Raw genomic sequence first — 14,797 nt, 5'->3', positions numbered from 1 at the left:
CGCTTCACCCTCGTTCGCCGAGCGGCCTCGCGCCGATGTCGGAGGTGCGCGATACGGTGCGCCCATGACCGTGGAGACCCCGGCCGGGCGCGGCGCAGGCAGCCCGAGCACCATCGCGTACCTGTCGGTCCTCGCGGACCTTCAGGAGCAGTTCCGCACAGGCGTCCTGACCGCCGACCCCGCGGCACGTGTGCCCGCGTGCGGCGACTGGACGGTCCGCGAGCTCGTGGAGCACCTCGCCGAGATCCACGACTGGGCCGCGGCGCGCGCCCGGGGCGAGGAAGACCCGGAGCCGCCCGCCCTCGACTCCGGCCTCGACGCGCAAGGGCTCGCGAGCCACTACAACGTCCACGCGGCCGTGGTCCGCGAGACGTTCGGCGCGCTCGGGCCGCACGCCATGGGGCGGGTCCTCGGAGGCCTCACCCCCGACGGCACCGGGCCGGTCACCTTCTGGCACCGTCGGCAGACCCACGAGACGCTCGTCCACCTCCACGACCTGCGGGCCGCCGAGGCGGGCGCCCCGGCGCTCGGGCTCGCGCCCGCGGCGCCGGAGGTCTGGAGCGACACGGTGGACGAGGTGGTCGCGGTGCTCCAGCCGCGCCAGGTCGCCCTCGGTCGCATGGCTCCTCTGCGGCACCCCGTCGCTCTCGCCGCGACAGACGTGCCCGGCGCCCCCGTGTGGGTGCTGGGCGCCTCCGGCGACCGTGCGGAGGAGGTCGCACCCGACGTGCTGGTGACCGGCACCGCCGAAGGGCTCGCCCTCATGCTGTGGCGGCGCCTCACGCCCGAGGAGGCGGGAGTCACGATCGAGGGCGACCACCGCGACCTCACGCACGCCCTCGCGGAGCACATCATCCCCTGAGCGGGCCAGGTCGGTCAGCCCTCGGCCAGGACCTCGTCGACCCGCGCCAGGCCCTCCCGGGCGAACTCCGGCCACCGGTCCCAGTAGTACGGCAGCCCGATCACACCCTGGACGAGGACCCAGCCGCGCGCCCGCTCCCAAGCGTCCTCAGGGTGAGGAAGGCCCTCTGCCGCGGCCTCGCGGAACCGCTCGCGTGCCTCGCCGCGGAACAGCGTCCAGGCCGGGATCAGGTCAGCCGCCGGGTCGCCCACCCCCACGCCACCCCAGTCGATCGCGCCGCTCAGGCACCCCTCGTGGACGAGCAGGTTCCCCGGGAGCAGGTCGCCGTGGATCCAGGCGCCGCCCGACGACGGCCGTGCCTCCAGAGCGCGGTCCCACGCCCGGGTGACTGCCGCGGCGTCGACCCGGGTGCCGCACGCGGCGATCGCGTCCCGCACGGACGGGTCGAGCCGGTCGAGCGGCACCCCCCGGCTCGTGCCGTCCTTGACCGGGCCGCCGGTCGTGTCGACCGCGCGCAGCGCGACGACGAGCTCGGCCGCCTGGCGCGCCACCGGGACCGCGTCGAACGTGCCGGGCGCGGCGGCGGCGCCGGGCAGCCACCGCGTCACCGACCAGCGGTACGGGTAGCCCTCGCCGGGCTCCCCGACAGCGAGGGGCACCGGGACGTCGACCGGCAGGTGCTCGCCCAGGAACGGCAGCCAGCGAGCGTCAGACTCCACCTGGCCCGTGGCCCAGCCGATCTTGGGCAGGCGCACCAGCAGGTCGTCGCCCAGGCGGTAGAGCACGTGGTCCGTACCACCCGGGGGGCCGGGACGCAGCGGCAGGTGCGCCCACCGGGGCAGCTGGTCGTCGACGAGACGGCGGACCTGGTCGGGGTGGACGGGAACTTCGTCGTCATGGAGCGGCACGTGGCCACGCTAGGAGTGCCGTGAGGTCGCGGCCAGGGCTTTTCGGCAGGCAGGCGGGATGTCTAGAGTTTATGATGGGTTGGTCTGGTTCCCTTGACCAGACCAGGGTTCGTCCTTACCGTCAAGGAGTGACCACGGTGAACGTGCAACAGGCCAAGACCAACCTCTCCAGCCTCCTGGCTCGCGCCGAGCGGGGCGAGGAGGTCGTCATCGCGCGTGCAGGCCGCCCTGTCGTGCGGCTGGCACCCGTGGACGCGGTGCCGCCTCGCCAGTTCGGCACTGTGCCGATCGACGTGCCGGACGAGTTCTTCTTCGCGTCGCTGACCGAGTCGGAGCTCGCCGCATGGGAGTGACCTACCTGCTCGACACCCACACCCTGATCTGGCTGCTCGGCACCCCGCACCGCCTGCCCGCCGAGCTACGCGACGAGCTGGCGCGAGGCGAGAACCGGCTTCTCGTGTCGGCGGTCTCAGCGATGGAGGTCGCGACGAAGGTCCGCCTCGGCAAGCTCGACGAAGCACGGTTCCTGGTGAGCACCTGGGAGCAGCGTGTCGCCGATCTGCGTGCCGAGGAGCTGCGCATCTCCGCACCGCACGCTCTGCTCGCGGGCTCGATGGGGTGGGACCATCGCGACCCGTTCGACCGGCTCCTCGCGGCACAGTCGCTCGTCGAGAACGTTCCGCTCGTGACGAGAGACGACGTCTTCACAGGGCTGCCAGGGCTGCGCACCCGCTGGTAGCCCTCGGGCACCAACCGCCAACCGAGGGTTCGAGTGGCCCTTTTCGGCTGGGCCGCTACAGTTCCCGCGTGACTCGGAACCCGTGGATCAGCCTGCTCGAGGACGTCGTCGACGCCGTGGTGTCGCACCTGTCGGACAAGCCGACGCCGGACCGGTCGGCGGACACGCCTCGCGAACCCGCGCGTGTGGCCTCGGCGCCCAGCCCGGCCGACGTGTCGGCACGGCGGACGCCGGCGGAGGGCCGGACGTCGTCGGGCAGCCGGGCGCCGCGGACCGCCGGGTACCCGGGCGACTACGACGGCACCGTCACCCCCACGTACGCGCCCGACCTGGACGGCGAGCCCGACCCGGGCGAGGTCGTGTGGACCTGGGTGCCGTACGAGGAGGACCACTCGCAGGGCAAGGACCGGCCGGTTCTGCTCGTGGGTCACGACGGACCGTGGCTCCTCGCTCTCCAGCTCACCAGCCAGGACCACGACCGCGACGCCGAGCAGGAGGCGCGTGCCGGGCGCATCTGGTTCGACGTGGGCACCGGTCCGTGGGACCGCGAGGGGCGGCCGTCGGAGGTGCGGATCAACCGCGTGATCCGCGTGCACCCCGACGCCGTGCGGCGCGAGGGTGCGGTCATGCCGCGCGACCGGTTCGACGACGTCGTGAAGTACATGGCGCGGGCGCTCGACCTGACCTGAGGCGCCCCGCCGGCCGGCCTCGCCGAGGCCGGGGCCACAGCCGGGGCCGGGGCCGAGGCCGGGGCCGGGGCCACGAACGACATGGGTGAGTCCCGGTTCACAGCCGCCTGCCTCGGCGCACCTGTCGAATTCTGCTAATCTTGGTGGTTGCGTGTCCGCCCAGGTCGGCGGGCACAGTCTCAGTTCCTCTCCACGGGTTCCCCACCCCAGTCCCGGAGCTGCGACCGCCCTCTACGACCTATCCGCTCGCCGCCAGGCGAACACACCAGGAAGTCCACACGTGGCAAACATCAAGTCCCAGCTCAAGCGCATCAAGACGAACGAGAAGGCCCGTCTGCGTAACAAGGCTGTCAAGTCCGAGCTCAAGACGTTCGTGCGCAAGGTCCGCGAGGCCGTTGTCGCCGGCGACAAGGACGCGGCGACCACCGCGCTCGCCGCCGCCACGCGCAAGCTCGACAAGGCCGCCACGAAGGGCGTCATCCACACGAACCAGGCTGCGAACCGCAAGTCGGCTCTCGCCAAGCAGGTCGCGTCGATCTGAGCGTGATGTCCAGGCTCGGCTGAGCCCGGCGCTCAAACTTCGTCAGGCGCCGCTCTCCCGCCCTTTCGCCAGGGCACAGGGAGCGGCGCCTTTCGTGCGCCCTGCGGCGGCGCGGCCGCGGGCCCAGGAGGCTGGTCAGCCCCGGCGCGCCTGTGCGATCGCCATCACCGCACGCTCGACCGCGAACACGGGGTCTCGGCCCTCGCCCTTGACCTCGGCGTCGGCCTGCGCCACGGCACTGATGGCGGCGGCAAGGCCCTCCGGGGTCCAGCGACGCAGGTCCTTCTGTGCGCGGTCCACCTGCCAGGGCGCGATGCCCAGCTCGCGTGCGGTGATGCCGCCGCCCCGCATGGCCGCGACCTTGGCGAGGACCCGCAGGCGGATGGCCAGCGCGGCGACCATCGGCACGGGGTCCACGCCGGTGTCGAGGGCGTGGCGCAGCAGGGCGACAGCCCGGCCCGTGTCGCCGTCGACCGCCGCGTCGGCGACCTTGAACCCGGTGGCCTCGACCCTGCCGCCGTAGTACCGGTCCACGACCCCTTCGTTGATGGTTCCCGTCGTGTCGGCAACGAGCTGAGAGCACGCTGCGGAGAGCTCGCGCAGGTCGCTGCCGAGGGCTTCCACGAGAGCGCGTACGGCTGAGGCGTCGGCACGGCGACCTGCCGCGCGGAACTCGTTCGCCACGAACTGCGCCTTCTCGGCATCCTTGGCGATGGGGTCGCAGGTCATGACCGGTGCGCCCGACGCCGTCACCGTGTCGAGCATCTTCTTGCCACGCTGCCCCCCGCCGTGCACCACGATCACCGTGGTCTCGGGATCGGGCCGGGCGACGTACGCGATGGTGTCGGCCATGAGGTCCTCGGTGCCCGCGTCGGCACCGAGGATCACGACCACCTTCGCCTCGCCGAACAGCGACGGGCTCGCCGCGACGGTCAGCTGCCCTGCGCCGTAGGTGGCGCCCTCGAGCTCCACCTTCTCGAGCTCCGGGTCGCGCTCGCGCGCCAGCCGCACCACCCCGTCGACCGCCCGTTCGGTCAGCAACGGCTCCGCCCCGCGCACCAGCACGACGGGCGCGAGCGTGGGCTCGTCCCAGCTGCGGGCGGGGGCGCTGGACCGGCGGGCTCGGGTGGCTGGGGGCACGAGCAAAGCCTGCCACGTCCCACCCACACCTCCCGGTCCGCACCGCCGGTGACGCTCGCCTCAGCAGCCCGCGAGCGACACCGTCCCGCCTCGGACCACCAGCGCGAACGTGCCGCACTCGTCCGTGCGCACCACCGCGGCTCCCACGCCTTCGTACAGGTCCAGGGCAGCGTCCGTGGGGTGGCCGTAGGTGTTCCCCTCCCCCGAGGACACCACCGCCACCGCCGGGTCGAGGAGCTCCGCCAGGCCGTCCGACTGCTCCCGGGACCCGTGGTGCGCCACCTTCACGACATCGACGGCCCCCGCCCCTCGGCCACGCAGCTCGCCGAGCAGGGCGGCCTGCCCGGCGTCCTCCAGGTCGCCCAGGAGGACCACGTCCAGGTCCGCCGTGCTCACGGCGAGCACCACGCTCGCGTCGTTGGCCCCGTCGCCGCCCTCGCCGCCCGACGCCGGGGCCTCGCCCCGGGTGCCCGGGTCACCGACGTCCCGGGCACCGGGGAGACCCGCGAGCAGGACCTCCCAGGCGGCGGAACCCGTCGTACCGCGGTCTCCGGCCGCGGCCACCTGAACCGGGACCGCGGCGTCCGCCAGCGTCCCGAGCACCCACTCGGCGTTCGCCGCCGGGGCGTCGAGCGGCGACACGAGCGCCGCTGCGACGTCGCGCCCGGCAAGGACTGCGGGCAGTCCGCCCACGTGGTCCGCGTGGTAGTGGCTGAGCACCAGCAGGTCGATCCGGGTCACGCCCAGGCTGTCGAGGCACCGTCCGACGGCATCGCCGTCCGGCCCCACGTCGACCACCACGGCCGACTGCGGGCCGCTGCGGAGAACCAGCCCGTCACCCTGGCCCACGTCGCACGCGACCACCTGCCAGTCGGGCGGGATCTCGGGCGCGGGCCGGAGCACCCGGGGTATCGCGACGACGATGACGACGACGATGGCCACCACGGCCGACCCCGCGACGATCCGCCGGGGCACGGACGAACGGCGCCGGGCCGTGACCGCACGGCGCACGCCGGACCTGGCCGCGTACCGCCACGCCTCCGGCCAGCCCGATCGCGGGCCTCGCCGAAGCAGCGCCCACAGGGCCACGAGAGTGAGCCCGGCCAGCAGGAGCGAGCCCGCGACGCCCGCGAGCCAGGGCAGCCGGGCACCAGGAAGGGCCGCGCTCCGTACAGCCACCTCGGCGATCCACCAGGTAGCACCGCCCGCCGCCCACGCGACGGCGTGGGCGAGGGCCGGGAGCCACGGCGAGAGGAGGGTCGCCGTCAGGCCGAGAAGGGTCGCGGGCACCAGCGCGGGCGCCGCGAGCAGGTTGGCGACCACCGAGACCGCCGAGACGGACGGGTCCAGCAGGACGAGCACCGGGCCGCACGCCAGCTGGGCGGCGACCGGTACCGCCAGTGCGAAGGCGAGCGGCCCTCCGGTCCACGGGGTCAGCCGGGCGGCGAGCGGTGCGGTGAGAAGCACCAGGCCTGCCGTCGCAGTCGCCGACAACGCGAACCCGAAGGAACGGGACAGCCACGGGTCCACCACGAGGAGCGCGAGGATCGTGGCGCCCAGGGCGGGCACCGCCTGCGAGGGGCGGCCGAGCGACGTCCCGGCCAGCGCGAGGGCCGTCATCGCCGCTGCCCGGAGCACGCTGGGCTCGGGCCGGACGAGGGCGACGAACCCTCCGGCTGCGACCGCCACGAGCAGCACCCTGCCCGCGCGCGGGAGGCGTGCCGTCGCCGCGAGGGCGGTGAGTACCGCGACGACGATGGCGAAGTGACTTCCGGACACCGCTGTCACGTGCGTCAGCCCGGAGACGAGCATGGCGTCGTCGAGCTCCGGCGGTACGCGCGACGTGTCGCCGATCGCCGCGCCCGGGACGAGCCCGCGGGCCTGTGACGAGAGGTCGTCCGTGACGGCGAGGAGCGCCGACCGCAAGACTGCCGTGACGTGGTGGAGGCCCGCAGGCGGCTCAGCAGCGACGGCGGTGGCCCCCAGGCGGGCGGCCTCGGGATCGCCCGGCTCCGCCGGCCTCAGGCGACCGGTCACCACCACCTCCGACCCGTACGCGACGTCTCCGCCTGCCGGCGCCGTGACCTCCACCTGGGCTCGGGCGGACGTCGTGACGCCTCGGGCGGTGATCGCGCGGACCGCTAGGGCCCATCGCTGGTCGGAGGTGCCTACGACGGCGCCGAGGGAGCCTGCCGGAGCCTGGGCTGCCGCCTGCGCGTGACCGTAGCTCACCCCTGCCGGTTCCGACACGACGGTCCCGGTCAGGGTCGCGGTCACCCCCGAGGCGGCGATCGCGGCGACAGGCGCCCTCCCTGCCAGGTGGACATGCCCGCTGATCAGGACGGCCAGCAGGCCTGCGGCCGCGAGGGTCGCGTGCGCGAGGGTCGCGTGCGGAAGGCCCGCCCGCCCGGGACCCCGTACGTCGAGGCCCAGCCGTGCGGCGCCGGGCACGGCGTGGCGCGGCCGGACGTGCACGAGGCGTGCGAGCACCAGCGCGACGACGACGAGCGCGACGGGTCCAGCGACGAGGCCTGGCGCACCCGAGCCCGGCCCGGTGACCCACCAGGCCGCCGCCCAGGCCGTGGCCGCCGCGGGCAGGAGGCGGAGGTCGGCCATTCCTCAGACCCGGACGTCGTCGCGCAGCTTGCCCAGCAGCGCCGGACCGATCCCGTCCACGTCGCCGAGCTCGTCGACGCTCGCGAAGGGACCGTTCTCGTCACGCCAGGCGACGATCCGCTCGGCGAGGACCGGCCCGATGCCGGGCAACGCGTCGAGCGCCGCGGCGTCGGCGGTGTTGAGGTCGACGAGACCGTCGCCGACCGCCGGTGACTGTCCGCCCGAACCTCCGCTCCCCTGCTCCGGCACGACGACCACCTCCCCCGGCGCCGGGACACGAAGCTGCTCGCCGTCCACGACCGGCCTGGCCAGGTTCAGGGCCGACAGGTCGGCCTCCCCGGTCGCACCTCCGGCTGCCTGCACAGCATCGGCCACGCGGGCGCCGTCGGGCAGCGAGACGAGCCCCGGCCCGTGCACCTGCCCCACCACGTGCACCACGACCTGGCCGGGGGCCGGGCCGGGAGCGGCACTCGCCGCGGGTGCGCCTGCGGGTGCGGGGCTCGGCGCGGGATCGGGCGTGTCGTCCGACGAGGCGGGGCCGGCCACCGGAGCGAGCGCCTGGACGTCCCCGTCGCGCCACGGCCCGAACGCCACCAGGGCCACGACCGCCGCCAGGATCAGGAGCGAGACGGCGGCGACCAGCGCGGTGCGGCCTGCGAGCGCCCAGCGGCGCGCACCCTCCTCAGGCGGCGGCTCCCCGATGTTCCCGTGGGCGGCCGCGTAGGCGGCGGCGACCCCAGCAGCCGAGCGCCGCGACCGGAGCCGCGCGACCAGCTCGGCCGCCTCCGCCTCGGCGGAGACCGGCGCCGCGACCGGCGCCGCGACCGGCGCCGCGACCGGCGCCCCGGCCGGCGCCCCGGCCAGCGGCTCGGCCGCCGCGCCGGCAGCACTCCCGGGATCGTCGCCGGTGCCGGTCCGGGCGGCCGGCCCACGGTCTGTGAGGTGCTCCATGCGCCCGACCGTAGGCGGCCTCGGCCGTCCTCCGGGCGGCTCCGCGGATCACCTGTGCACGGTCGCCCGGATCTGCGCCCTGTGGTCGGGCTCCCGCCCGCCCGAGCCCGTCAGCGGGGTCGGAGCGGTCGTCAGTGCGTGTGGTCGCCCAGGTCCGTGACCACGACTGCCATGGTTCCGGGACCCACGTGCACGCCCAGCACCGCGCTGAGCGGTCGCACCTCCACCTCGGCCCGCGTCCGCGTGTGCAACCGGCCCGCGAGGATCCCGGCGCGCTCGGGCGCACCGAAGTGGTGCACGGCGACGACGGGCCGGGTGGCGGCCGCGACGTCGGCGGCCCCTTGCTCGAGCAGCCGCTCCATCCCGGCCGCGCGGGTGCGCACGCGGTGCAGCAGCTCGATCCGGCCGTCCCGCAGGCCGAGCACCGGCCGCACGCCGAGCACCGTCCCGATCGCGGCGGCCGCGCCGGAGAGCCGCCCGCCGCGGCGGAGGTGCTCCAAGGAGTCGACGACGAACTGGGCGCTGGTGCTCCGGGCCACCTCCTGGGCCCGGTCCGCCACGTGGTTGGCGTCGCAGCCGGCGGCCGCGCACTCGGCGGCGGCCCGCGCGGCGAACCCGAGGCCCATGGCGGCGGTCCGGGAGTCGACGACGCGCACGGCGAGCGGTGAACGGGCCGCCGCCGCCCGGGCGGACTGCACCGTGCCGGACAGCTCGCCCGACAGGTGCAGCGAGACGATGCTCCTCGCGCCCTCTGCCGCCAGGTCGCGGTACACCGCCGTGAACGCCTCGGGCGGGGGCTGCGACGTGGTGACGCGCTCCCCCGCGGCGACCAGCTCGGCGACCCGGTCGGGCGTGATGTCGACGCCCTCCTCGTACGCGCGCTCACCCGCGAGGACGCGCAGGGGCACCACCGTGGGACCGACCCCCCCTCGGGGTCCGGGGACGGCGGCAGGCAGGCAGGACGTGGAGTCGGTGACGACCCGGACCTCTGGTCTCACCTCGGCGGGAGCTCGTCGGATGGCGCGCATGTGCCGGACACTCTACCGACGCTCGAGACCCTGGCCGAAGCCCCCGGTCAGCCCTGGCGTCCACAGGCGTTCGTCATCCGCCGCGCGCACCGCCCCGTACCGCCCTAGCATCCGAACCATGCCGGACGCACAGACCCCCGATCTCGACGCACTGCGCGCGGCCGCCGAGGCGGCGAGGAAAGCCCTCGAGGACGCTGAACGCGCCGCGGCGGAACAGACCCGGACCGAGCCCGTTCCCGCCCCCGCGCCACCGACTGCCGAGGTCAGCACGGCCGAGGTCAGCACCACCGGAGCAACGGCCACCCCGGCGACCGCTCCGCCGTCGGGCAGCCTCGAGGGGTATGCCGCCGAGGTGGCGGCGGGCTACGCCGCTGAGGGCGGCACGCTCGCGCTCGGCGCGCTCCTGGAGGGCGAGGTCGGGGGCGACGCCACGCCGAACCCGGCCGTCCAGGTCGGTTTCGCCCTGTCGATGCTGAACCGCCACGGGCTCGTGGCGGGCGCTACCGGTACCGGCAAGACGAAGACGCTGCAGGGCATGGCCGAGGGCCTGTCTCTCGCGGGTGTGCCGGTCTTCGTGTCGGACGTCAAGGGAGACCTGTCCGGCATCGCCGTACCCGGAACGGACAACGAGAAGATCCGGGCGCGAGCCCAGAGCATCGGGCAGGACTGGGCGCCCACGCAGTTCCCCGTCGAGTTCTACAGTCTCGGCGGCATGGGCAAGGGTGTGCCGATCCGGACCACGGTGACCGACTTCGGGCCGTTGCTGCTGAGCAAGGTCCTGGGGCTGAACGACACCCAGGAGTCGAGCCTGAGCCTGATCTTCCACTGGGCCGACAAGCAGGGGCTCGCGCTGCTGGACCTGAAGGACCTGCAGTCCACGATCGCGTACCTGACGAGCGACGAGGGCAAGGACGAGCTCAAGGGCATCGGCGGCATCTCCGCGGCGACGGCCGGCGTGATCCTGCGGGAGATCGTGGCCCTCCAGGGCCAGGGGGCCGACGTCTTCTTCGGCGAGCCCGCCTTCTCCAGCGGCGACCTGCTGCGGACGGCCGACGGCAAGGGCGTGGTCTCCTGCCTCGAGCTCCCCGCCGTCCAGGACAAGCCGGCGCTGTTCTCGACGTTCCTCATGTGGCTCCTCGCCGACCTGTTCCAGGAGCTGCCCGAGGTGGGCGACGCCGACAAGCCCAAGCTCGTGTTCTTCTTCGACGAGGCGCACCTGCTGTTCACGGGCGCCACGAAGGACTTCCTGGAGCAGGTGGTGCAGACCGTCCGCCTCATCCGGTCCAAGGGGGTGGGCGTGTTCTTCGTGACGCAGAACCCCAAGGACGTGCCGGGCGACGTCCTCGCCCAGCTGGGCAACCGGGTGCAGCACGCGCTGCGCGCCTTCGCGCCCGACGACGCGGCGGCGATGCGCGCGGCCGCCCGCACGTTCCCGCACTCGCCGTACGACATCGAGCGGCTGCTGCAGTCGCTCGGCACCGGCGAGGCCGTAGTCACCGTGCTGACGGAGAAGGGGGCGCCCTCCCCCGTGGCGTGGACCCGGGTCCGAGCCCCGCAGGCCTCGATGGACCCGGCGCCGGAGGCCACGATCGACCAGGTCGTCGCCGCCTCGCCCGGTCAGGCGAAGTACGGCACGCCCGTGGACCCCGAGTCGGCGTTCGAGCTGCTCCAGGTCCGGGCCCAGCAGGACGTCGTGGCGCGCGAGGCGGCCGAGGCCGAGCAGGAGGCCGCGGAGGAACGGGCGGCCGCCGCCAAGAAGGAACAGGCGGAGCTGGAGAAGATGCGCTCCCGGCTCGAGAAGGAGGCGGCCCAGAAGGCCTCGGCCGACGAGCGGGCGGAGCAGCGTCGCCGGGAGGCGGCCGCGCGCGACCGCTCCCGCGTGGTCACGTCCGTGGTCCGCACGGCGGGCACCACGATCGTCCGCGAGCTGACGCGTTCGATCTTCGGCACCCGCCGGCGGTAGCCGCCCGGTGGGGTCACCGCGTCTCGCGGAACTCCACGTGCTGCTTGACCAGCGGGTCGTACTTGCGGACCACCAGGCGGTCGGGGTCGTTGCGGCGGTTCTTGCGCGTCACGTAGGTGAAGCCCGTCCCCGCGGTGGAACGCAGCGTGACGATCGGGCGGAGGCCGGTCTTCGAGGCCATCAGCCGTTGTCCTTTCCGGTGCTGCCGGCGCCATAGCGGCGGCGGAACTTCTCGATGCGGCCGGCGGTGTCGACCACACGGGCGGCGCCGGTCCAGAACGGGTGGCTGGCGCTCGAGATCTCGATGTCGATCACGGGATAGGTGTTCCCGTCCTCCCACTCCACGGTCTTGGCGGGACGCCCCGGGCCTGCGGGCGTGCTACCGACCAGCGTGGACCGGGTGAGGAACGCGAAGCCCGCGCTCGTGTCGCGGAACACGACGGGTCCGTACTCCGGGTGGATGGTCTTCTTCATGGCGTCCTCCTGGTGAGCGTCTCGCCCTCCCCAACAGATCGAGAACCGTTCTCATTCCATGATCTCGGTGAGCCGCAGCCGCCTCCTCGTGACATCATCAGGACTCATGATGAGAACGACTCTCGTTACCGGCTGGTGACGGCATGTCCACGGTGATGATGATCGAGAGCTGGCTCCAGTCGACCGGCCTGACGCTCCCTCCGCTCCTTCGCGACTCACGGCACCACTACGTCCTCCTGACCCGCGACCCCGGCCTGTACCGGTTGCCCGACGGGCGCCCTCACCCGGTGCTCGCGCTCGCCGACGAGGTGGTGGTCGCGGAGACCAACGACGACCACGCCACCGCCGCGGCCGCCAGGGAGGTCGCCCGCCGGCGCCGGATCGACGGCGTCCTGTCGACCTGCGACTACTACCTGCCCGCCGTCGCGGTCGCCGCAGCCGCGCTCGGCCTCCCCGGATCGGCGCCGGACGTCCTGCGCGCCGCCACCCGGAAGCACCTCGTCCGGCGCGCGCTCGCCGTCGCAGGCGTGCCCGACACAGCCCACGCCACCGCCCGCACCTGGCTCGACGCCCGCAAGGTCGCAGCCGCTCTCGGCTACCCGCTCGTGGTCAAGCCCGTCGACCTGAACTCGGGGACAGGAGTGCGTCGCGTCGCCGACGAGACCGCGCTCGCCGAGGCGTTCTCGGCGATCACCGGACCCGAGCGGAACTCGCGGGAACAGCCGCTCGAGCGGCTCGCCCTCCTCGAGCAGGTCCTGGAAGGTCCGGAGGTGAGCGTCGAGGCGGTCACCACCGGCGGGCGCACCCGCATCCTCGGGATCACCGCGAAGACCGTCGAGGAGGTGGCGCTCCCCGGCGGGGACACCGCCTACATCGAGACCGGTCACCTGTTCCCCGCACCCCTGGACACGGCCACGCGCGCCGTCGTCGAGCGCCACGTGGTGGCCACGCTCGATGCCCTCGGGTACACGCACGGCCTCAGCCACACCGAGGTGCGACTCACCTCCGCCGGGCCGCGGGTCGTGGAGCTCAACCCCCGCCAGGGCGGCGGCTTCGTGTTCGACCTGGTCCGGCTCGTGACCGGCGAGAGCCCGCTGGCTCTCCTCGTCGACCTTGCCCTGGGCCGAGACGTGACGACCCCGCCGGCGGGCGGCACCGCCGCGAGCGCGGCTGTCTCGTTCGTCACGGCTCCGGCCGACGGCGTCCTGCGCGCCGTCCGGGGCGCGGAGCACCTGGCCGACGACGGCCGCGTGGTCGCCTGGGAGCTGCCGCCCGCCGGTCGCGTGGTGCGACCGGCGGACAACAACGACCGGCTGGGTCACGTCCTGGTGGCCGACCCGACGGGAGGGCGGGCCAAGGAGTGGGCGGACGAGATCGTCGCAGGCCTGGACCTGGAGCTGGAGCTCACCACCCCCGCCGAGACGGGCGTACAGCCCGCGAGATAGGCCCAAGTCCGCCGAGACAGGCGTGTCCAGCACCTGTCTCGCAGACGGGGGCTATCTCCGCGGGCGGGGTGGAACGGTCAGTCCTGGTGCGACCCCTCGTCCTCGCGCCCGTGGGCCTCCTCGTCGCCGGACACGCCCGTGATCTCGTTGGGCACCACGTCGAGCTCGGCGGAGAGCCAGACCTTGCCGGTCTCGAGGTCCACGGCGTGGATCGCGCTGCCCGCAGGGTCCGTGACGTAGACCGACCCGTCGAGCGTCAGGACCGCGGGCCGCGGCTCCTGCCACTCGAGGGGCTCCTCCCACGCGTCGATGACGGGGATGGACCGCACGAGCGTGCCGGCCTCCGGGTCGATGACGTGGAGCGCACCGTCGGTCCCCAGCACCAGGGCCTCGCCGTCGCTGCCGCGGCCCAGCGAGCGGAACGTGTAGCTCGCCGGGAGGTCGACGAGGCGGTGGGTGGCGGTGCGGGTGTCGATGAGGGACACGCGCGTGGGGCGCTCGAGCTCGGCGTCCTTGTCGACCTTGTAGTCACCGAGCACGATCGGTGACGCCTCGGAGCCGGCCTGGTTGCCGATCCGGCCGTAGGCGTCGGGTGACTGCACCTTCGTGATCACTCCGTCGAGGACCACGAGGGCGCCGTCCTCACAGCCGATCACGACGGCCCCGTCGGCCGCCACGGCCTCGCCGTGCACGCCGGGGCACTCGTCGCTCGCGGCGGTCTCGTGACCGTCGGCGTCGAGCACCCGGATCCCGGTGCGCCCCTCCTCCGTGCCCTCGGACACCACGAGCACGCCGTCCGGCAGCTCGACAGCGACCCCGTGGTGGGCCGACGGCGTGGTCAGCTCGCGCAGGTCGCCGCCGCCCTCGCCCACCTCGGCGGCGTCGAGCACCGTCACCTTGCCGGTGCCGTCGTCGAACAGCGCCGTCCGGCCGTCGTGCGCCACGGCGTGGCCCGGCTCGGTGGCCTCGTAGACCATGCCGGTCAGGACGGGCTCGGCGGTCCAGTAGTGGGAGTGCTCACCGTGCGCCGCGGCCCAGGTCCCCAGGTCGAGCACCTGGAAACCGCCCGTGGTCGAGACGAGCACGTGCCGTCCGTCGCCGGCCGGGTTGAGGCGGTTGAAGCCGTCGAGCTCGAGGTCGGCGGCCTCCTCGAGCGTGAGCGCGTCGAGCACCCGGATGCCGCCGTCGTAGGTGACCGCGAGGCGCGGGGTGGTCGTCTGGTTCTCGGTGGCGGGTGGCGCTGTCGCGCCGGCAGAGGCATCGGCCGAGGCCGATCCGGCGGGCTGCCCTGACGCGCAGGCCCCGAGAACGAGCGGCAGGGTGAGCACCAGGGCGAGGGCCGCGGGGCGGCGGTGTACGGAGCGAGTCATGTGGCGTCCTTCGTGGCGCAGACAGGGGTGGACGCCCGTGATGGGAATCATTCTCACAGGCGCGGGCCACA

At 74.2% G+C, this 14,797-nt stretch carries 15 protein-coding genes; 7 read left to right on the top strand and 8 right to left on the bottom strand.

Features of this window, described 5'->3' with window-relative positions; genetic code table 11:
• Window positions 1–64 precede the first annotated feature (64 nt).
• Window positions 65–862 carry a maleylpyruvate isomerase family mycothiol-dependent enzyme gene (locus D1350_RS15930; RefSeq protein ID WP_125777025.1) on the top strand — a complete coding sequence of 266 codons (798 nt, stop codon included), beginning with the start codon at window positions 65–67 and terminating at the stop codon, window positions 860–862.
• Between the two features lie 14 nt (window positions 863–876).
• On the opposite strand, the gene D1350_RS15925 is transcribed toward D1350_RS15930, so the two are convergent.
• Window positions 877–1,770, bottom strand: coding sequence for an aminoglycoside phosphotransferase family protein (locus D1350_RS15925; RefSeq protein ID WP_125777024.1), 894 nt, complete (start codon window positions 1,768–1,770; stop codon window positions 877–879).
• A gap of 128 nt (window positions 1,771–1,898) precedes the next feature.
• Here D1350_RS15925 and D1350_RS15920 point away from each other — a divergent pair, with 128 nt between their 5' ends.
• The 4 genes from D1350_RS15920 (at window position 1,899) to rpsT (ending at window position 3,739) form a co-directional block, all read left to right on the top strand.
• Entirely contained in the window at window positions 1,899–2,123 is a 225-nt protein-coding gene (locus D1350_RS15920) for a type II toxin-antitoxin system Phd/YefM family antitoxin (protein ID WP_240644150.1), read from the top strand.
• Window positions 2,114–2,509, top strand: coding sequence for a type II toxin-antitoxin system VapC family toxin (locus D1350_RS15915; protein ID WP_125777022.1), 396 nt, complete (start codon window positions 2,114–2,116; stop codon window positions 2,507–2,509). Before D1350_RS15920 ends, D1350_RS15915 begins: the two co-directional genes overlap by 10 nt.
• Window positions 2,510–2,577: 68 nt before the next feature.
• Window positions 2,578–3,198, top strand: coding sequence for a type II toxin-antitoxin system PemK/MazF family toxin (locus D1350_RS15910; RefSeq protein WP_125777021.1), 621 nt, complete (start codon window positions 2,578–2,580; stop codon window positions 3,196–3,198).
• A gap of 280 nt (window positions 3,199–3,478) precedes the next feature.
• A complete protein-coding gene (rpsT, locus tag D1350_RS15905; RefSeq protein WP_125777020.1) occupies window positions 3,479–3,739 on the top strand; it encodes a 30S ribosomal protein S20 in 261 nt (86 codons plus the stop codon).
• 135 nt (window positions 3,740–3,874) lie between these two features.
• Here the strand turns inward: rpsT and holA are convergent, their stop codons facing one another.
• The 4 genes from holA to D1350_RS15885 form a co-directional block, all read right to left on the bottom strand.
• On the bottom strand, window positions 3,875–4,879 hold the full coding sequence (gene holA / locus D1350_RS15900; RefSeq protein ID WP_125777019.1) for a DNA polymerase III subunit delta: 1,005 nt from the start codon (window positions 4,877–4,879) through the stop codon (window positions 3,875–3,877).
• A gap of 60 nt (window positions 4,880–4,939) precedes the next feature.
• Complete coding sequence (locus D1350_RS15895) at window positions 4,940–7,495, bottom strand: ComEC/Rec2 family competence protein (RefSeq protein WP_125777018.1); 2,556 nt, start codon at window positions 7,493–7,495, stop codon at window positions 4,940–4,942.
• 3 nt (window positions 7,496–7,498) lie between these two features.
• Complete coding sequence (locus tag D1350_RS15890) at window positions 7,499–8,446, bottom strand: ComEA family DNA-binding protein (RefSeq protein ID WP_125777017.1); 948 nt, start codon at window positions 8,444–8,446, stop codon at window positions 7,499–7,501.
• Window positions 8,447–8,577: 131 nt separating this feature from the next.
• The gene (locus D1350_RS15885) at window positions 8,578–9,474 is read right to left on the bottom strand and encodes a DegV family protein (protein ID WP_125777016.1); all 897 of its coding nucleotides are present in this window, start codon (window positions 9,472–9,474) and stop codon (window positions 8,578–8,580) included.
• A 118-nt stretch (window positions 9,475–9,592) separates the two neighbouring features.
• Here D1350_RS15885 and D1350_RS15880 point away from each other — a divergent pair, with 118 nt between their 5' ends.
• Window positions 9,593–11,437 carry a helicase HerA-like domain-containing protein gene (locus D1350_RS15880; protein WP_125777015.1) on the top strand — a complete coding sequence of 615 codons (1,845 nt, stop codon included), beginning with the start codon at window positions 9,593–9,595 and terminating at the stop codon, window positions 11,435–11,437.
• Between the two features lie 13 nt (window positions 11,438–11,450).
• Here the strand turns inward: D1350_RS15880 and rpmG are convergent, their stop codons facing one another.
• Both rpmG and D1350_RS15870 read right to left on the bottom strand, forming a co-directional pair.
• The gene (gene rpmG / locus D1350_RS15875) at window positions 11,451–11,618 is read right to left on the bottom strand and encodes a 50S ribosomal protein L33 (RefSeq protein WP_125777014.1); all 168 of its coding nucleotides are present in this window, start codon (window positions 11,616–11,618) and stop codon (window positions 11,451–11,453) included.
• Window positions 11,618–11,911, bottom strand: a complete 294-nt coding sequence (locus tag D1350_RS15870; protein ID WP_125777013.1) for a type B 50S ribosomal protein L31 — start codon at window positions 11,909–11,911, stop codon at window positions 11,618–11,620. The genes rpmG and D1350_RS15870 overlap by 1 nt, the downstream gene beginning before the upstream one ends.
• 143 nt (window positions 11,912–12,054) lie before the next feature.
• Between D1350_RS15870 and D1350_RS15865 the strand changes: the two genes are divergently transcribed.
• Window positions 12,055–13,356, top strand: a complete 1,302-nt coding sequence (locus D1350_RS15865; protein WP_125777012.1) for an ATP-grasp domain-containing protein — start codon at window positions 12,055–12,057, stop codon at window positions 13,354–13,356.
• A gap of 77 nt (window positions 13,357–13,433) precedes the next feature.
• On the opposite strand, the gene aztD is transcribed toward D1350_RS15865, so the two are convergent.
• On the bottom strand, window positions 13,434–14,726 hold the full coding sequence (gene aztD / locus D1350_RS15860) for a zinc metallochaperone AztD (protein WP_125777011.1): 1,293 nt from the start codon (window positions 14,724–14,726) through the stop codon (window positions 13,434–13,436).
• Between the last annotated feature and the right edge of the window lie 71 nt (window positions 14,727–14,797).

Source organism: Antribacter gilvus, assembly GCF_003946865.1.
GTDB classification, from domain to species: domain Bacteria; phylum Actinomycetota; class Actinomycetes; order Actinomycetales; family Cellulomonadaceae; genus Antribacter; species Antribacter gilvus.
This window is presented reverse-complemented; position numbering and strand designations above follow the sequence as displayed.